This window comes from Salinispora cortesiana (assembly GCF_000484695.1).
GTDB lineage: Bacteria > Actinomycetota > Actinomycetes > Mycobacteriales > Micromonosporaceae > Micromonospora > Micromonospora cortesiana.
Genome location: NZ_AXVR01000003.1, coordinates 1 through 17,507 on the forward strand (window position 1 = coordinate 1; position 17,507 = coordinate 17,507).

The 17,507-nt window shown below is 70.3% G+C and carries 19 protein-coding genes and 1 pseudogene; 10 read left to right on the top strand and 10 right to left on the bottom strand.

Going from position 1 to position 17,507, the window contains the following annotated elements:
• A pseudogene (locus K228_RS28155) lies at positions 1–152 on the top strand (IS701 family transposase); the annotation flags it as partial.
• Positions 153–332: 180 nt separating this feature from the next.
• On the opposite strand, the gene K228_RS0102435 reads toward K228_RS28155, so the two are convergent.
• Entirely contained in the window at positions 333–920 is a 588-nt protein-coding gene (locus tag K228_RS0102435; RefSeq protein ID WP_025616970.1) for an O-methyltransferase, read from the bottom strand.
• 331 nt (positions 921–1,251) lie between these two features.
• Here K228_RS0102435 and K228_RS0102440 point away from each other — a divergent pair, with 331 nt between their 5' ends.
• The 3 genes from K228_RS0102440 to K228_RS0102450 all read left to right on the top strand — a co-directional run bounded on the left by K228_RS0102440 (position 1,252) and on the right by K228_RS0102450 (position 3,901).
• A complete protein-coding gene (locus K228_RS0102440) occupies positions 1,252–2,535 on the top strand; it encodes a S1C family serine protease (protein ID WP_080671525.1) in 1,284 nt (427 codons plus the stop codon).
• A gap of 73 nt (positions 2,536–2,608) precedes the next feature.
• Positions 2,609–3,037, top strand: coding sequence for a twin-arginine translocase TatA/TatE family subunit (locus tag K228_RS0102445; RefSeq protein WP_025616972.1), 429 nt, complete (start codon positions 2,609–2,611; stop codon positions 3,035–3,037).
• 102 nt (positions 3,038–3,139) lie between these two features.
• Positions 3,140–3,901: a tyrosine-protein phosphatase gene (locus tag K228_RS0102450; protein WP_025616973.1), complete on the top strand. Its 762-nt coding sequence runs from the start codon at positions 3,140–3,142 to the stop codon at positions 3,899–3,901.
• A 96-nt stretch (positions 3,902–3,997) separates the two neighbouring features.
• Here K228_RS0102450 and K228_RS0102455 read toward each other — a convergent pair whose 3' ends face one another.
• The 3 genes from K228_RS0102455 to K228_RS0102465 are packed head-to-tail and all read right to left on the bottom strand — an operon-like array spanning position 3,998 to position 7,088.
• Positions 3,998–5,146, bottom strand: a complete 1,149-nt coding sequence (locus K228_RS0102455) for an Mrp/NBP35 family ATP-binding protein (protein WP_025616974.1) — start codon at positions 5,144–5,146, stop codon at positions 3,998–4,000.
• Positions 5,147–5,203: 57 nt separating this feature from the next.
• Complete coding sequence (locus K228_RS0102460; protein WP_025616975.1) at positions 5,204–5,809, bottom strand: DUF1003 domain-containing protein; 606 nt, start codon at positions 5,807–5,809, stop codon at positions 5,204–5,206.
• On the bottom strand, positions 5,802–7,088 hold the full coding sequence (locus K228_RS0102465; protein WP_025616976.1) for a magnesium transporter MgtE N-terminal domain-containing protein: 1,287 nt from the start codon (positions 7,086–7,088) through the stop codon (positions 5,802–5,804). Before K228_RS0102465 ends, K228_RS0102460 begins: the two co-directional genes overlap by 8 nt.
• 33 nt (positions 7,089–7,121) lie before the next feature.
• Here K228_RS0102465 and K228_RS0102470 point away from each other — a divergent pair, with 33 nt between their 5' ends.
• Both K228_RS0102470 and K228_RS29330 read left to right on the top strand, forming a co-directional pair.
• Entirely contained in the window at positions 7,122–7,991 is an 870-nt protein-coding gene (locus K228_RS0102470; RefSeq protein WP_025616977.1) for a PhzF family phenazine biosynthesis protein, read from the top strand.
• A gap of 98 nt (positions 7,992–8,089) precedes the next feature.
• Positions 8,090–8,599, top strand: a complete 510-nt coding sequence (locus K228_RS29330; protein ID WP_025616978.1) for a hypothetical protein — start codon at positions 8,090–8,092, stop codon at positions 8,597–8,599.
• A gap of 2 nt (positions 8,600–8,601) precedes the next feature.
• Here K228_RS29330 and K228_RS0102480 read toward each other — a convergent pair whose 3' ends face one another.
• Positions 8,602–9,354 carry an HAD family hydrolase gene (locus K228_RS0102480; RefSeq protein ID WP_025616979.1) on the bottom strand — a complete coding sequence of 251 codons (753 nt, stop codon included), beginning with the start codon at positions 9,352–9,354 and terminating at the stop codon, positions 8,602–8,604.
• Between the two features lie 98 nt (positions 9,355–9,452).
• Between K228_RS0102480 and K228_RS0102485 the strand changes: the two genes are divergently transcribed.
• Positions 9,453–10,364, top strand: coding sequence for a DMT family transporter (locus K228_RS0102485; protein ID WP_025616980.1), 912 nt, complete (start codon positions 9,453–9,455; stop codon positions 10,362–10,364).
• Here the strand turns inward: K228_RS0102485 and K228_RS0102490 are convergent.
• Positions 10,355–11,206 (bottom strand): SDR family NAD(P)-dependent oxidoreductase, encoded by an 852-nt coding sequence (locus tag K228_RS0102490; RefSeq protein ID WP_025616981.1) that lies wholly within the window; start codon positions 11,204–11,206, stop codon positions 10,355–10,357. The genes K228_RS0102485 and K228_RS0102490 overlap by 10 nt on opposite strands.
• 153 nt (positions 11,207–11,359) lie before the next feature.
• Between K228_RS0102490 and K228_RS0102495 the strand changes: the two genes are divergently transcribed.
• Positions 11,360–12,316, top strand: coding sequence for an HpcH/HpaI aldolase/citrate lyase family protein (locus K228_RS0102495; protein WP_025616982.1), 957 nt, complete (start codon positions 11,360–11,362; stop codon positions 12,314–12,316).
• On the opposite strand, the gene K228_RS0102500 is transcribed toward K228_RS0102495, so the two are convergent.
• Positions 12,317–12,838, bottom strand: a complete 522-nt coding sequence (locus K228_RS0102500; RefSeq protein ID WP_025616983.1) for a DUF4190 domain-containing protein — start codon at positions 12,836–12,838, stop codon at positions 12,317–12,319.
• Positions 12,839–12,960: 122 nt separating this feature from the next.
• Here K228_RS0102500 and K228_RS0102505 point away from each other — a divergent pair, with 122 nt between their 5' ends.
• Positions 12,961–13,860 carry an SDR family NAD(P)-dependent oxidoreductase gene (locus tag K228_RS0102505; protein WP_025616984.1) on the top strand — a complete coding sequence of 300 codons (900 nt, stop codon included), beginning with the start codon at positions 12,961–12,963 and terminating at the stop codon, positions 13,858–13,860.
• 94 nt (positions 13,861–13,954) lie between these two features.
• On the opposite strand, the gene K228_RS0102510 is transcribed toward K228_RS0102505, so the two are convergent.
• On the bottom strand, positions 13,955–14,482 hold the full coding sequence (locus tag K228_RS0102510; RefSeq protein WP_025616985.1) for a DUF4190 domain-containing protein: 528 nt from the start codon (positions 14,480–14,482) through the stop codon (positions 13,955–13,957).
• 163 nt (positions 14,483–14,645) lie between these two features.
• On the opposite strand from K228_RS0102510, the gene K228_RS0102515 reads away from it, so the two are divergent.
• Positions 14,646–15,842, top strand: a complete 1,197-nt coding sequence (locus K228_RS0102515; RefSeq protein WP_025616986.1) for an acyl-CoA dehydrogenase family protein — start codon at positions 14,646–14,648, stop codon at positions 15,840–15,842.
• Between the two features lie 7 nt (positions 15,843–15,849).
• Here the strand turns inward: K228_RS0102515 and K228_RS0102520 are convergent, their stop codons facing one another.
• Together K228_RS0102520 and K228_RS0102525 are read right to left on the bottom strand one after the other, a co-directional pair.
• Positions 15,850–16,257, bottom strand: coding sequence for a CoA-binding protein (locus tag K228_RS0102520; RefSeq protein WP_025616987.1), 408 nt, complete (start codon positions 16,255–16,257; stop codon positions 15,850–15,852).
• A 148-nt stretch (positions 16,258–16,405) separates the two neighbouring features.
• A complete protein-coding gene (locus K228_RS0102525; protein WP_025616988.1) occupies positions 16,406–17,443 on the bottom strand; it encodes an Rv2578c family radical SAM protein in 1,038 nt (345 codons plus the stop codon).
• Between the last annotated feature and the right edge of the window lie 64 nt (positions 17,444–17,507).

Below are 17,507 nucleotides of genomic sequence, written 5' to 3' on the forward strand. Positions count from 1 at the left end.
AGAACGAGGTCGGCCTGGACCAGTACCAGGTCCGTCGTTACGACGCCTGGTACGCCCACATCACCCTGGCCATGGCCGCCGCCGCGTTCCTGGTCGTGACCCGCGTCGTCGAGTCCGTAAAGGGGGTTCCGGCGCAGACGGCGGTGAGCTGATCCCGCTGACCAGCAACGAAATCCGCCGCCTGTTCGCCAGATTCACCCTGACCGTCACATATACCGCCGCCCACGTATGGCACTGGTCCTACTACCGCCGCCGACGCCAAGAACAAGCCCGAGCCTGTCATTACCGCGAACGACTTGAACCACCGTAAGTCACGACATCGGGTTGCAGTACTAGCCGCGTACCGCGGTGAGTAGGCCGTGGCCGACCGGGAGCAGGGCGGGAATCCAGTACTCGGACTCCCGGATCGCCTTGATCGTCTCCCGGGTGGTCACCGTCTCCACGTCCCGGGCGGCGGGGTCGGCGATCCGGCCGTCGGCCAGGGCACCGTTGAGGGCGAGCACTCCGCCCGGTCGGAGCAACCGGTGGGCGGCCTCCACACAGGCGGCGAAGCCAGTCGCCTCGGTGTCAACGAACACCAGGTCGTACGCACCGTCGGCGAGGCGTGGCAGCACGTCCAGCGCGCGACCGGTAATGATCCGGCTCCGGCCGGAGGTGAAACCGGCCTCGGTGAAGATCCGGCGGGCGATGCGCTGATGCTCGATCTCACCGTCGATCGTGGTCAGCACCCCGTCGGGGCGCATGCCGCGCAGCAGCCAGACACCGCTGACGCCGGTGCCGGTGCCGATCTCCACCACCGCGCGGGCGTTGCCGGCGGCGGCCAGCAGCCGCAGGGCCGCACCCGCACCGGGGGTCACCGGCTCGAGGCCGACCTCGTGGGCGAGCGCGCGGGCGGTGCGCAGTACGAGATCCTCGGTCACGTACGACTCGGCGAGCTGCAGAGCCTGGGCCGAAGAGCCGGAATTGGCGACCGTGGCGATGGGGCACCTCCGGACGGCGTCTGGGTCGGAGCGGGCTCCGGGTGCTGCGGCAGCATGATCGGAACACGCCCTTCAGGGGTGAGTGGGGCACTGTGAGCCTAGAGGCGATGTGCACGGGGCGCAGCCGCGCATCCCGACATCGACGATCACGGTGGGCAACCGTGACTCCACCCGTGGCTTCCGTGCAATCCTGGAAGCGGTGTTCGAACGAGTGCGACCGGTCGAGTGTGGTTGGCGCGGATGGACCCCGGGACGAGTGGGAGGCAGCGACGTGACCGACGGCTGGGACTGGCGCCAGCCCGGGACGGGCGCCACAGCGGCGGGCTCGTCGTCGGCCTCTCCTCCGCCGGGCGGCCCAGGTTCGCCTTGGTGGTCTGACGCGTTGGCCGACCCGTGGCGGGATCCGATGGCACCGGCGGCGGTGGTTGTGCCCGCCGCACCGGTTCCCGGCACCGAGCCGGAACCGGTCACCGACCCGGATTCGTCGGCCCGTCCCACACTGCGACACCTGTTGATCATTCCGTTGGTCACCGCTCTGCTCGCCGGGGCGCTGGGCGGCGCGCTCGGCTACGCGTTCGCGATCCGGGGCGGTACCACCCCGGTCCTCGGTGGCGCCCCGATCCAGCCGCCGGAGCTGGCCCAGCGTAGGCCGGAGTCGCTCGCCGGGGTGGCCGAGCGGGTGCTGCCGAGCGTGGTCACGGTTCGGGTGGCGGGTCCCGACGGGATGAGTGAGGGTTCCGGCTTCATCGCCACCACCGACGGCTATGTGATTACCAACGATCATGTGGTGGCGGAGGCGACCGGGCCGGCCACAGTGATCTTCAATGACGGGAGCTCCGCTCCGGCCACGCTCGTCGGCCAGGATCCGGAGTCCGACATCGCGGTCATCAAGGTTACGAAGGAGGGGCTCCGTCCGGTGGCGTTCGGTGACTCGGAGTCGCTCGCGGTCGGCGATCCGGTGCTGGCCATCGGGTCGCCGCTCTCCCTGGCCAACACGGTCACCGCCGGCATCATCAGCGCCCTCGACCGGACGATGCAGGCGGGCGAGCCGGGCGGCCCCACCCGCTACTACGCGGCGATCCAGACCGACGCGGCGGTCAACCACGGCAACTCCGGCGGCCCCCTGGTGGACGGCGCCGGACGAGTGATCGGGGTCAACTCCACGATCAAGTCGCTGGTCGCCGAGGGGCAGGAGGCCGGCAACATCGGGCTGGCCTTCGCGATTCCGATCAACCAGGCCAAGCGGATCACCCAGGACATCATCGGCACCGGCAAGGCCCGTCGTACGGTGATCGGCGCCCAGGTGGGCGGCGGGGGTGTGGGTGTCGGGGCGGGGGTGCGGCTGGTCTCGGTGGAGCCCTCCGGTCCGGCGGCCGGCGCCGGGCTGCGGGCAGATGACGTGATTGTCACGCTCAATGGGCGGCCGACGAATGAGCCGACCGACCTGATCGCCCTGGTCCGCAAGTTCGCACCCGGGTCCGTGGTGGTGGTGGAGTACCGGCGTGGCACGTCGCGGCGGAACGCCTCGGTGACCCTGGCCGCGGATGTGAAGTGAGCCGCTCGGCCCCCTGCCGAGCTAGCCTGTGACGTGCGTAGGCTTGCGCTGAGGCCGAAGGGAGGATCGTGCGGTGTTCGACAACCTGAACTGGTGGGAGATCGGTGCGCTGCTGCTCCTGGCGCTGCTGATCTTCGGTGACCGGCTGCCCGCGGTCATCAGCGATGGTTTGCGGATGGTGCGTAACCTGCGCCGGATGGCGACCAACGCCACCACTGACCTGAGTCGGGAACTGGGCACCGACATCCAGCTCCAGGACCTGCATCCGAAGGCGTTCGTTCGCAAGCACCTGCTCAGCGAGGAGGATGAGGCGGCGATTCGGAAGCCGTTGCAGGGGGTCTACGACAACCTGCGGGCCGACGTCACCAGCGTGCACGAGGACCTGAAGGACGTCGCCACCGCCGTTGACCCGGCAAGCCGCCCAGCCAGCCGCCCGACCCCGGCGACCGGCGGTGCCTCGCCCGCGCCCACTCCTCGGATCAGCTACGACGACGCGACCTGACCGACAACGCGGCCAGTAGCGGCGGCGCGACCTGGCTGGCGGCGGGACCTGAGGAACCTCTCGCCGGGGCTTGGTTGCCGGGCCGAACTAGGGTGCCGTGGCATGGCCAGTATCGACTGTGGACCGATGCCGCTCGGCGGTGCCGGCGGCGATGACACGGCGGTGGCGCGGGGCCGGGAGCTCTCCTGGGACGGATGTGTCAACGTTCGTGATTTGGGCGGGCTCGGGCGGGTGCGACCGGGTGCCGTGGTCCGGATGGAGGAGCCGAACCGCCTCAGCGCGGCGGGGTGGGCGGCCGCCTGGGCCCATGGCGTTCGTACGGTTGTCGACCTGCGTAACGCCGACGAGTACGGGCAGGACAGCGCACCCAGACCAGCGGAGATGACGACGGTGCGGGTGCCGCTCGAACCGGTCGGCACACCCTTCTATGCGCACTGGGAGAAGATCGACAACTTGGCCTCACCGCTGTACTACCCGGCGATGCTGGCCGAGCAGTCGGAGCGGGTGACCGCCGCGGTCCGGGCGATCAGCACCGCCGCGCCGGGCTGTGTGCTGTTTCACTGCTCCGGCGGCAAGGACCGGACCGGGCTGCTCGCGCTGGTGTTGCTGACCTTGGCGGAGGCGACGCCGGCGGAGATCGTCGCCGACTACCTGCTCTCCTTCGAGCGGATGCGGCAGCGCTACGCCGAGCTCGGCGTTCCCGACCAACTCGGAAAGGTGACCGAGTTCCTGGCGACTCGGAACACCACCATCGAGGCATCGCTGAGCTCGACGGTCGCCACCCTGACGATGCCCGACTACCTCCTCGAGAACGGTCTGACCGCGGCCGAGGTCAGCGACCTGCGGGCCCGTCTGACCACCTGACCGGCCAGCCGCCCGGCAAGGGACCCGGGGGAGGGTTGCCGAGCGGCGCCCAGCGTGACCTGACCGGTTGGCGAGCTACCGCTCGACCAGGTTGAGCTAGCTGCCGGCCGGCTTGAGGCCCAGCGGTTTGCCGAGCAGCGACTCGCGTCGTACCGCGAGCCGGTCGGCGACCTGTTCCAGCGCCGCGGCGGCGGGGGAGGTCGGCTCGGCGAGCACGACCGGGTTGCCCTCGTCGCCGGCCTCGCGGACCCGGGTGTCGAGCGGGATCTGACCGAGCAGCGGCACCTGCGCACCAACGGCCTTCGTCAACGAGTCGGCGACCGTCTGGCCGCCGCCGGCCCCGAAGACCTCCATCCGGGTGCCGTCCGGCAGCTCCAGCCACGACATGTTCTCGATCACACCGACCACCCGCTGGTGGGTCTGCAACGCGATCGCGCCGGCCCGCTCCGCCACCTCGGCGGCGGCGGTCTGCGGCGTGGTGACCACCAGGATCTCGGCATTGGGCAGCAGCTGGGCCAGCGAGATCGCCACGTCTCCGGTGCCCGGGGGCAGGTCCAGCAGGAGCACGTCCAGGTCGCCCCAGTACACGTCGGCGAGGAACTGCTGTAGGGCCCGGTGCAGCATCGGGCCGCGCCACACCACGGCGGCGTTGCCGGGGGTGAACATCCCGATCGAGATGACCTTCACGCCGTGCGACTCGGGCGGCATGATCATGTCCTCGATCCGGGTGGGTCGCCCCTCGGCCCCGAGCATCCGTGGCACCGAGTGGCCGTAGATGTCCGCGTCAACCACGCCGACGGAGAGTCCCCGGGCGGCCAGCGCCGCCGCCAGGTTGACCGTCACGCTGGACTTGCCGACGCCGCCCTTGCCGCTGGCCACCGCGTACACCCGGGTGCGGGAGCCGGGCTGGGCGAACGGAATCACCGGCTCCTGGTCGGTGCCGCCGCCGCGGAGCTTGGTCTGGAGTTCCTTGCGCTGCTCGGGGCTCATCACACCGAACTCGATCTCCACCCCCGTCACCCCCGGCACCGCGCCCACGGCGGCCGTGATGTCCGAGCGCAGCTTCTCCTTCAGCGGGCAGCCGGCGACGGTGAGTAGCAGCTCAACCTGAACCACGCCGTCGTCGCCGATCGCCGCGGAGCGGACCATGCCCAACTCCGTGATGGGACGGCGGATCTCCGGGTCGTTGACAGTGGCCAGGGCGGCCTGAATCGCGTCGGAGACGGTATTGGCGGGTGCAGACATGACGGCAATGCTACGTCGGCGGCGATGTGACGCCGCCCTGGGTGGCAGCGGCGTCGGTCACCTGTTCCCGGCGCCGGTGCGGCCGTCGCCGGCCGGGTCGGTCTCCACCTCATCTCGGGGTTCGTCGAGGCTGCTCCCGTCAACCGGCCACCCCGGGGCCCGGTGTTGCCGGCGTAACCGGCGTTGGGCGGCGTCGTCCAGCTCCTCGGCGAGCCAGGCCAGCTCGGAGCGGAGAAAGTCGCGGGTGGCGACCTCACCCATCGCGTTCCGGAGCGCGGCGATCTCCCGGGCCAGGTACTCGGTGTCGGCCTTCTGGGCGGTCGCCCGACGCCGGTCCTCCTCCAGCGCCAGCCGGTCCCGGTCCGCCTGGCGGTTCTGGGCGAGCAGGATCAGCGGCGCCGCGTAGCTCGCCTGCAACGACAACATCAGGGTCAGGAACGTGAAGGTGTACGGGTCGAACCGAAGATGCGCGGGGGCGAGCGTGTTCCAGATGAACCAGGTGGCGATCACCACCGTCATGTAGACGATGAAGTGGGCGGTGCCCATCCTCCGGGCGATCGCCTCCGACCATCGGCCGAAGGCCTCCGGGTCGAACCGGGGCAGCTGGACGCGCCGGACCTCGCGTGGCTGGTCCAGCCGTTCCGGCCGCCGCCGCTCAACCATCCGCACCGTCCGACGGCTCGGCGGTGCCGACCGGGGCGGGCGGCCGCGCGTCCCGGTCCCGCCAGTCCCGAGGCAGCAGGTGGTCCAGTACGTCGTCCACGGTGACCGCGCCCACCAGGCGGCTGCTGCGGTCGATCACCGGCATGGCGACCAGGTCGTAGGTGGCCATCCGGCGGGTGATCTCAGGTAGCGGAGTGACCGGCCGCAGCGGGTCGATGTCGTTGACCACCACCCCGCCCAACAGGTCGGCCGGCGGTTCCCGCAGCAGCCGTTGGAAGTGCACGATGCCGAGGTAGCGGCCGGTCGGTGTGGTCATCGGCGCCCGGGTGACGAAGACCTGGGCCGCCACGGCGGGGGAGAGTTGGGGTTCGCGGATTCGGGCCAGTGCCTCGGCAACGGTGGCGTCCGGGGGCAGAATCACCGGTTCGGAGGTCATCACCGAGCCGGCCGTGCCCGGCGTGTACTTGAGGAGCTGGCGTACGGGATCGGCCTCGTCCGGCTCCATCAGGTCGAGCAGGACATCCTGCTCCGGCGGTGGTAGCGCGCCGAGCAGGTCGGCGGCGTCGTCCGGGTCCATCTGCTCGAGCACGTCCGCGGCGCGCTCTCGGTCCAGTGCGGCCAGGACCTCCACCTGGTCGTGCTCCGGCAACTCGCTGAGTACGTTGGCCAGCCGTTCGTCGTCGAAGGCGGCGGCGATCTCGTTGCGCCGTTCGTCGGGCAGGTCCTGCAGGGCGTTCGCCAGGTCCGCGGGGCGCATCTCCTCCAGGACCGCCAGCAGGTTGGCGGTCCCCCGGTTGTCGGCGATCCCGCTCAACCCGCGGACCCGGTCCCACTCGATCTGGCGCAGGTTGCCCCGACGGGTGAGTCGGCCGGTGTGCTCGCGGACGGCGACCCGGGTCAACGTCCACTCGTCGCGGGTCGCCTCCATGGCGACATCCACCACGACCCCGGCCAACCCGTCCGGGTGGATCTGCACCCGTCGGTCGAGCAGCTCCTGGAGGACCAGCAGCTCGTTCGGGCGCTTCTCGAAACGGCGCAGGTTGAGGGTGCCGGTGCCGAGTACCACGGCATCCGAATCGATCGAGGTGATCCGGTTGATCGAGAGAAAGATCCGCCGCCGCATCGGCATCTCGGCGACCAGGCCGACCACCTCCGGCGGGTGCTTCGTGGCCCGTAGCCGAGCTACCGCGTCGCGGACCCGGCCCACCTGGTCACCGTTGGGGTCGTAGACGGCGACGCCGGCGAGCCGGGCGATGTAGACCCGGGTCGGCGTACTCACGCAGACCAGCCTAAGCGCCTACTGTCTATCAACATGTCGACCCTGGATTACGAGATCGTGGACGTCTTCACCGATCGCCCCTTCGCCGGTAATCCGCTGGCGGTGGTCTTCGGTGCCCACGGGTTGGCTACGGAGCAGATGCAGGCGCTCGCGGTGGAGTTCAACCTCTCCGAGACGGTGTTCGTGCTCCCACCAACCCGGGCCGACGCCACCTATCGGGCGCGGATCTTCACCCCGGTTGACGAGTTGCCCTTCGCCGGTCATCCGAGTGTCGGCGCGGCGGTCGCCGCCAGCCGGCGTGGTCTCTTCGCCGCCGGCTCGGTGCGGCAGGAGTGCGGCGCGGGTGTGCTGCCGATCGAGGTGACCGCGACCGGCGCGACGCTGACCGGAGGTACGCCGACGCTCGGCCCCGAACTGGATCCGGGGCCGCTGCTGGAGCTGGTCGGCCTCACCGGCTTTGACCAGGCCGGGCCGGCGCCCCGGGTGGCCGGCTGCGGGCTGGAGTTTCCGTACCTGCCGGTGCATCCGCACGCGGTGCCTCGCGCCCAGCTGAATCCGGGGGCAGCGCAGCGGTACGGAGTGGAGCACGTCGCGGTCTTCTCCTGGGATGCCGAGTCGCGGACCGCACACATCCGGGTCTTCGTCCCCGGGCTGGGTGTGCCGGAGGATCCGGCGACTGGGTCGGCCGCCCTGGGGCTGGGGGTGTGGTTGGTGGCCAGTGGATTGCTACCTGGCGCGGGCCGAAGCAGCTACGCCGTTCGCCAGGGCAGTGAGATCAACCGACCATCCGCGCTGGCCTGCACGGTAACCGCGGCCGACGGGGCTGCCCTCGGCGCTACCGTCGCCGGCCGGGTGGCACCGGTGGCCCGGGGCGAGATTGTGGTCCCGCCGTTCGTTGGCTGAGGGGCGCGGACGTGTTTCGCTGCCGCGGCGGCGAACCGGAGCCGCGTCAACCCCCGACCGTGGGTGCGGACCGGCGATGGGTGCGGGAGGATGCGGGGGTGAGTGACGCGGTACGACGCAGCAACCTTCTGGTTGACGAGGCGCTGAAGAAGGCGGCCATCGCCTGGGTCGGCGTCGCCGACGGCCCGGCGTCCGCGCTCTGGTGTGTGCCCCTGGCGGGTGCGCTCCTCGTGGTCAGCGGCCCGGAGGAGCAGTCCGCTCCCGGGCTCGCCGATGCGCGGCGGGCGGAGGTCACGCTGCGGGGCGATCACGGCGGCCGGATCGTCACCTGGCCGGCGGAGGTGACCCGGTTGCTGCCCGGCACCGAAGACTGGGAGACCAGCGCGCCGTTGGTTGCGGCGAAGCGGTTGAACGCACCAGGTTCGGCTGCCGACCTGGTGGCCCGCTGGGCGACGGCCGGTTGCGCGCTCAACCGCCTCGTTCCCGCCGGTGATCCGCTGGCTGGCTCGGCACTTCCCACCGCTTCGCTGGCCCAGCCACCCCGCCCGGCGGCGGTGGTTCGGGCCGCTCGTAAGCCGTTCCGGCTGCACCGCGTCCGACGGCGCTGACCTCAGCCGACGCTGACCTCCGCCGGCTGGTGGTGTGCAGCGGGGCCGGTAGCCCCCGGCGACCAGGCGTCGGCCCGGTCGATCAGGTCAACCACGTCGGCCAGGGAGGCCAACTCCGGCCCGGTCCAGCCGGTGTCCGGGTTGAAGGTCAGGTGACCGGCGAGGTCCGGGGCCGCCAGGCGTACCGCGCGCAGCCCGGCCCGCTCCGCCCCGGTCAGTTCCTGACTACCCCCGTCCCCCACGTACAGGCAGGTGGCGGGCGCCAGGCCCAGACGCCGGCAGGCGGCCCGGTACAGCTCCGGGTCCGGCTTGCAGCGCCCGAACTGGACCGAGAGGACGCGGACGTCGAGGAGCGGGTTGATCGGCAACTGCGGCAGGAGTGCGGGCAGTTCATGGGTGCAGTCACTGACCAACCCGATCCGGAGCCCACGCTGGCGCAGCGCGGCGAGGGTTGGTACCGCCTCGGCGCGAAGGCGGGTGTCCGCGCGGATGGCACGGAACCGGGCGATCACCGCCGACCGGAGCGCCTCCGCCGAGGGTCGAACGCCGGCCTGCGCACAGACCCAGCGCAGGGTGGCCTCGGCGGTGCCCAGCGCGCCGGTGGCGCGCTGGTAGTACGTGCGGTTGAGGACGTTGACGAACACCTCCGGCGGGCAGCCGAGCAGCTCAGCCGTCGTACCGTGGGCGCTGCCGCGCTGTACGGCGCAGGTCAGCGTGCCGTAGAAGTCGAAGAGCACCGCCTGGAACCTGGGCATGGGGGCCTTTCGGCGGTGAGGGGTTGGCGGTGAGTCGCGGACGATCGTAATCGAAGGCTGATCGAGCCGGCTTCGGATCCGTGTGACTATTGCTCTTCGTGCCCGCCCTGCCGTCCCGGCTGCCACCGGAGCCGCTCACCGTCGGTGCGCTCGCCCTCGCCGTGCTCGCCGTATCGTCCTCCGCGCCGTTGGTGGCCTTCGCCGCCGCACCGGCCCTGGCGATGGCGTTCTGGCGCAACCTGCTCTCGACCGCGGTGCTCGGTCCGGCCACCCTGCTCCTTCGGCGGGAAGAGCTGCGGGCGTTGGCCGCTCCGGCCGGACGACGCGCGGGCCGGTACTGCGTCTTCTCCGGTGTCGCGCTCGCCGCCCACTTCGCCACCTGGATGCCGAGCGCCAAGCTCACCACGGTGGCGGCGGCCACCGCCCTGGTCGCCACCCAACCCGTCTGGCAGGGGCTGATCGCGCAGGCCCAGGGTCGGCGACTGTCGAGGGCGGTGTGGGCCGGCGTCGGCGTGGCGGTCGCCGGCGCGGCACTGGCCACCGGTGCCGACTTCGCGCTCTCCGGGCCGGCGTTCCTCGGCGACCTGCTCGCGATTCTCGGCGGAATGTTCGCCGCGGTCTACACGGCCCTGGGTGAGCAGGCTCGCCGAACGGTCAGCACCACCACGTACACCACCGTCTGCTACGGCGTCTGCGCTCTGGTCCTGTTCCTGGTCTGCTGGGTCGGTGGGGTGCAGCTGTCCGGCTTCGACACCCGTACCTGGCTCGCGGTGCTGGCCCTGGTGGCCGGTGCCCAGCTGCTTGGTCATTCGATGTTCACCTACGCGCTGCGTCGGGTCTCGGCCACCACGGTCAGTATGCTGATCTTGTTGGAGGCGCCGGGTGCGGCGCTGATTGGCTGGGTCTGGCTGGGCCAGCTGCCGCAGCCGTCAGCGTTGCCGGGCCTGGCGTTGCTGCTGGTGGGCGTCGCGGTGGTGATCCGCGGCAGCGCGCGGAGCCATCACGCGTGACCCGTCCCGGATCCCGGGTTCCCGTCGATGCCGACCGCCTTCGCGCTGGCTTCCCAGAGCTGAGCAGCCAACTGCGGATCAGTTGCCTTCTGGGCTGGTTGGCGGAGCCGGAGATCCTGGTAGTACCCGCCGCTGTGCAGCCGTTCCGGGGCCTGGCTGGCGAGCCAGACCAGGGTCTCGGCCCCCTTTTCCGCGCTGCGGGCCGGCAACAGGCGCATGGCGAAAGTGATCAACCGGCTGTCACCACCGAACCGGGTCCGCACCACGCCCGGGTGGAAGCAGTACGTCGGAAGGTCCCGCCAGCGTCGGGCTGCCTCCGTGGTGAACAGGATGTTCGCTTGTTTGCTGGTGCCGTAGACGCTCATCGCGCGGTACCGGTGCAGCGGCTGGTTGAGGTCGTTCGGGTTCAGCGACCCACTGCGGTGGGCGGTGGACGCGGTCACCACGACCCGGCCGAGTCGATCCCGCAGGAGGTTGGTCAACAGGAACGGCGCGAGATGGTTGGTCTGAATCGACAGCTCGTAGCCGTCAACGGTGGTGGTCGGCTCGAGCACGATCGCCCCAGCGTTGTTGGCCAGCACGTCGATCCGGTCGTATGCGGCGCGCAGCCGCTCCGCCAGGGCGCGGACATCGTCGAGGACGGCGAAGTCCGCGCGGAACACCTCCGGCAGCTCGCCGGCGGCCTCCCGGACCTGCTCGGCGGCGGCGTGGAGGCGGGCCGAGTCACGCCCGACGAGTACCACCTGGTCGCCGCGGCAGGCCAGCTCGATTGCGGCGGCGAGGCCGATGCCGGAGGTAGCTCCGGTCAGCACCGTCAGCCGACGCCCAGTGAGATCTTCCACAGGTCCGTTCACCCCAGTCACGGCACGAGGTTACCGTGACGTCCCCACGTACTTTGGGAACGTTAGGCCGCCTGTTTGGATCGCCAGGTCCACATACGTCTGCATGTTCGAGGTGGCGCCGGCCTGTCGCCGGACGCTGGAAGGAGCGCATTCATGACCGCAGTCGGTCGCCCCCGTCGGTCCTGCCTCGCGGTACCGGGTTCCAGCGTCAAAATGTTGGGTAAGGCGCAGGGCCTCCCCGCCGACCAGGTCTTCCTCGATCTTGAGGACGCGGTCGCCCCGCTCGCGAAGCCGGACGCGCGGAAGAACATCATCGCCGCCCTCAACGAGGGTGACTGGACCGGCAAGACCCGGGTGGTCCGGGTGAACGACCTGACCACCCCATGGACCTACCGGGACGTTATCGATGTTGTCGAGGGCGCCGGCGCCAACCTCGACTGCATCATGCTGCCGAAGGTGCAGGACGCCGGCCAGGTGCAGTGGTTGGATCTCACTCTCACCCAGGTGGAGAAGACACTCGGTCTCCAGGTTGGGCGGATCGGCATCGAGGCGCAGATCGAGAACGCGGCCGGCCTGGTGAACGTGGACGCGATCGCCGCGGCGTCGTCCCGGGTGGAGACCATCATCTTCGGCCCCGCCGACTTCATGGCATCGATCAACATGAGGTCGCTGACGGTCGGGGCGCTGATTCCGGACTACCCGGGCGATCCCTACCACTACATTCTGATGCGCATCCTGATGGCCGCCCGGATGCATGACAAGCAGGCGATCGACGGCCCGTTTCTGCAGATCCGGGATGTTGACGGGTTCCGCGACGTGGCCAAGCGGTCCGCCGCGCTCGGCTTCGACGGGAAGTGGGTGCTGCACCCAGGTCAGCTGGAGGCCGCGAACGAGGTCTACTCGCCGGCCCAGGACGACTACGACCACGCCGAGTTGATCCTCGACGCCTACCAGCACTACACCTCGGAGGCCGGCGGGAAGCTCGGCGCCGTGATGCTCGGTGACGAGATGATTGACGAGGCGTCGCGCAAGATGGCGTTGGTGATCGCAGCGAAGGGCCGAGCGGCCGGGATGGTTCGTACCTCTTCCTTCACCCCGCCGGCGCAGTAGTCAGACGGTGCTCGTGGTTTCGGCAGCGGCGACAAGGACGAACACCGTCACGACGAACACCACCACGTAGAAGACGGCGACGAGTGCCGCCAGGCCGGTCAGGATCCAGCCGCTGATGATCGCGGCCTTCGCCACACCGTCGCCGCCCTCGCCGGTTTCCCGGATCTGCTTCTGGGCGACGTGGCCGAGGATCGCCCCAGCCGGCGCGGTGAGGAAGAACACGATACCGACCAGTGACAACACCAGGGCGACGGTGGCCAGACCGTTCGTCTTCGGCTGCGGGTAGCCGTAGCCCGGGTACGTCGGCTGCGGGTAGCCGCCCGCCGGGTAGGCGCCCGGGTACGGGCCGGTCGGGGGGTAGGGAACGCCCTCGGTGGGCTGGCCGGGCCCGGGTTGGCTGCTCGTCGGGGCGGAAGGAATGGGTTGCTGCCCCGGATTGGCGTGCTGTTGACTGTCGTCCGGCACTCCGGTAAGCGGTCGAGCCGGGTCCTGCCAGTCGCCGGCGGAGGGGGGATAGGTCATGGCCTTGGTCTGCTCTCCCACAGGGTGATGGTGGGTTGTCAGGGTAGTCAGCCAAAGGAAATTCGGGGAAACCGCCACCGCGCCGCGTTGATCGACCCGGGGCAAACGGGCAGGATTCTGGCATGGCGATTGACGCGAGAGCCGGTAGCCGACCGAGACGAGACGCGAGTCGCCGCGGCGCGGCCCGCCGTAGCCGAGCGACGGGCGGTGACCCGGTTGGGCAGAGCGGGCAGGACGAGCACGTGCCCCTGCCGGAGCCGGTCACCATGCGGCTCGACGGAAGGGTGGCGTTGGTGACCGGAGCCGGCAGCCCGGACGGTATCGGGTACGCGACCGCGCGTCGCCTCGCCGATCTGGGCGCGCGGGTCGCCATCGTCTCCACCACTCGCCGCATCCACGAGCGCGCCGCCGAGCTGGGGGTCACCGGATTCGTGGCTGACCTGACCGACGAGTCGGAGGTCGGTGCGTTGGCAGATGCGGTCACCGAGCAACTCGGTGACGTGGAGGTGTTGGTCAACAACGCCGGCTTGGCGAGTCGGGCGAGTCCGGAGGTACTGCGGCCGGTCGCCCAGCTCAGCTATGAGGAGTGGCGCGGTGAGATCGATCGCAACCTCACCACCGCCTTCCTGTGCAGCCGCGCGTTTATCGGCGGGATGGCCGAACGGGGTTGGGGCCGGATCGTGAGCTTGGCGGCGACCGCCGGCCCGGTCAACGCGTTGCCGACCGAGGCCGCCTACGCGGCGGCCAAGGCTGGCGTTGTCGGGCTGACCCGGGCGTTGGCGATGGAGATGATCGCGGACGGGGTGACCGTCAACGCGGTGGCCCCGGGGACCATCCACACCGCCGCGTCAACGATGGCCGAGCTCAAACAAGGGCTGGGCACCCCGGTCGGGCGGCCGGGTACGCCGGACGAGGTGGCGGCGTCCGTCGCATTCCTCTGCTCGCCGGCTGCCTCCTACATCACCGGCCAAATGCTGGTGGTGGACGGCGGCAACAGCGTGCGCGAAGCGCAGTTCCGCTGACCCGTTGCGCTCGGGCGGGCGTGGGCGGGGCTGCATGTCGGCACCAAGGCGTGGCGCCGCGCACGCCCCCCGGGGACCCGTGGGGCACCCCGCCTCAGTAACTGTTGGGGCTGCCGGGGATGGGGGCGCTGGCCGCAAACACGATTCCGCAGCAGGCCAGCAGGCCGAGCACGGTGAAGATGTAGCTCAGGATCAGGCCCACGGTGGCGAGTTGGCCACCGGACTCGCCACTGGTGCGTAGCTGCCGGCGGGCCAGGTGGCCGAGGACGATGCCAGCAGGTGCGAACACGAAGGCGAAGACCAGGGAGAGGACGGCCAGGACGTTCGTTGCGGGGCTTTTGGAGGCGCCGTAGAGCTGGTGCTGCTGCCCCCACTGCGGCTGTTGCTGCCCCCATTGCTGCTGTTGCTGTTCCCACTGCGGTGGTTGCTGTTGCTCCCACTGTTGTTGCTGTTCCCACTGCTGCTGCCCCCACTGGGGCTGGCCGCCCTGCGCCGCACCGTGCTCCGGCGGCTGGTCCGGGTCGGCTCGGTGCGAGGGGGGCGGCTCCGGGCCGGCGGCGGGCTGTTCCCACGGGGACACGGGCCGGTCGGGATCCGGTGGACCGGACGGTGGCTGGCTCACGACTTTCTCCTCCTGCCGAGCTCCCTGTGGCCGGACGCTACCCCGGCTGGTGAAACTTTTCACAGCGGTTCGGGGACTGGTCACCTTGGCGGCAACGCTCGCGCCGCTGATACTAGCCGGGCACTTGGTTACCCCCGAGTAGCACCACGACCCGGAGGCGGATATGGCTCGACTCGCCCAGACACCCGGCCTGACCGACGTGCAACAGTCGATTCTGGAAACCGTCCGGGAGTTCGCGAACAAGGAGATCATCCCGCACGCCCAGCGGTTGGAGCACGCCGACGAGTACCCGGCCGACATCCTAGACGGGATGCGCGAGATGGGACTCTTCGGCCTGACCATCGGTGAGGAGTACGGCGGTCTTGGGGAGTCTCTGCTGACCTACGCGTTGGTGGTCGAGGAGTTGTCCCGGGGCTGGATGTCGATCTCCGGCATCGTCAACACCCACTTCATCGTGGCGTACCTGATCTCTCAGCACGGCTCGGCCGACCAACGGGCTCGGTTGCTGCCGAAGATGGCGACCGGCGAGGTGCGCGGGGCCTTCTCGATGTCCGAGCCGGAGTGCGGCTCCGACGTCTCGGCGATCACCTCACGGGCGGTCCGGGACGGTGCGAATTACGTCCTCAACGGCCAGAAGATGTGGCTGACCAACGGGGCGTACGCATCGGTGGTCGCCACCCTGGTCAAGACCGACACCGGCGCCGACTCGGTGTACGGGAACATGAGCACCTTCCTGCTGGAGAAGGAGCCGGGCTTTGGTGAGACCGCTCCGGGCCTCACCATCCCAGGAAAGATCGACAAGATGGGCTACAAGGGGGTCGAGACCACCGAGATGGTTCTCGACGGCGTGACCGTCCCCGAGTCCGCGGTGCTCGGCGGAGCCGAACAGGTCGGTCGTGGCTTCTACCAGATGATGGACGGGATCGAGGTGGGTCGGGTGAACGTGGCGGCCCGTGCCTGCGGCATCTCGATTCGTGCCTTCGAGCTGGCCGCCGCGTACGCGCAGCAGCGCCGCACCTTTGGCCAGCCGCTCGCCAAGCACCAGGCCATCGCGTTCAAGCTGGCCGAGATGGGAACGAAGATCGAGGCTGCGCACGCGTTGATGGTCAACGCCGCCCGGCTGAAGGACGCCGGTCAACGAAACGATGTCGAGGCCGGCATGGCCAAGCTACTCGCCTCCGAGTACTGCGCCGAGGTGGTCCAGGAGGCGTTCCGTATCCACGGTGGCTATGGCTACTCCAAGGAGTACGAGATCGAGCGCCTGATGCGGGAGGCCCCGTTCCTGCTCATCGGTGAGGGCACCTCGGAGATCCAGAAGACCATCATCTCCCGTGGTCTGCTCCGGGAGTACCGGCTCTGACGCCCCGTCAGCCTCGGCGGCTCAGGCCGGCGGCGGCGCGTTCGACGGCGAGGCAACGGTCCTCGACGTAGTCGATGCCAGCGTCGGTGGCGATCCGCCGGGCCGTCGGGGAGACGATGCCGAGTTGCAGCCAGACCGCCGGTGCGCCGATCGCGACGGCCGAGCGGACGACCTCCACCGCATCGTCGGCCGGGCGGAACACGTCCACCAGGTCGACCGGGTGCGGCAGGTCGGCGAGGGACGGGTAGGCGCGCTCGCCGAACAGCTCGTCCACGGCCGGGTTGACCGGGATGATTCGCCAGCCGTGCTGTTGCAGTTGCAGCGGCACGGTGTGCGCGGGCTTTCGCCGATCACGGGATGCGCCGACAACGGCGATGACGGCGGCGTCGGCGAGGATCTGCTGGGGCGTGCGCATTCATCGACTCTAACGCCGCTGGTCGTGGCGGGCTGGCCGAGCGCAGGGGTGCGCCGATGCGGTACCACCGGCAGTGCCGGGCCGAGGGGGCCGGTAGCGTCGGGCAGAGGGGCCGGCAGGGTGGGGCCGAGGGATCCGGTGCGGGCGGCTAGAGCAGACTGAGCTGCTCGGCGTGCGGCCGGTCGGGGGGTCGCGGGGCGTCCCGGGGAGCGCCGGGATGTAGGCCGTGCCGGCGGGCCGCGATCCGGACCCGGGCGGTCAGCTCCCGCTGGTACGACTGCGGGGAGTAGGCGCCGCCCCCGTATAGCTCACGGTAGCGGGGGACCAGGTGCGGAAAGGCGCGACCGAGCCAGCGGGCATACCAGTCCCGGGCGCCGGCGCGCAGGTGTAGTGCGATCGGGGTCACGCCGGTCGCCCCGGCGGCGGCGATCGCCGCCACGGTCGCCTCGATGGAGGCGTCGTCGTCGCTGAGGCCGGGCAGGATCGGTGCCATCAGCACCTCGACGGCGAAGCCGGCCTCGGTGAGTTGGCGGACCACGTGTAGCCGTCGACCCGGGCTCGGTGTGCCCGGCTCGACCGCTCGCCAGAGCCGCTCGTCCACGAAGCCCAGTGAGCAGGCCAGGCTGACCCGGGTCACCTGGGCGGCCTGGCGGAGCAGGGGAAGGTCGCGCAGGATGAGGGTGCCCTTGGTGAGGATCGAGAAGGGGTTGGCGAAGTCCCGTAGCGCGCTGATGATCTCCGGTAGGAGTCGGTAGCGCCCCTCGGCTCGCTGGTAGCAGTCCACGTTGGTGCCCATCGCGATCGGCGCTCCCCGCCAGCTGGATGCTGCCAGTTCTCGGCGGAGCAACTCGCCGGCGTTGGTTTTGACGATCACTCGTCGATCGAAGTCGGCACCGGCGTCGAGGCCGAGGTAGGTGTGCGTGTTGCGGGCGAAGCAGTACACGCAGGCGTGGCTGCAACCCCGATATGGGTTGACGGTCCACTCGAAGGGGACCCGGGAGGTGCCCGGAACTCGGTTGATGATCGACTTCGCCTGGATTTCATAGAAGGTCATTCCGGCGAAGTCGGGCGTGGGGAAGCTGCGGGCGGTGGCGCCGGTCAGCGCCAGCGGCAGGGGTGGCGTCGCTGGCGCTGACCCGTCGAGGCCGATCGTGCTCGGATCGGCGGCGAGGTTGTCCCAGCGCATGGCTGGTATTCGAACACATGTACGAAATGATGGCAAGCGCTGCGGGTGCGCCGGCCCGGGTGGG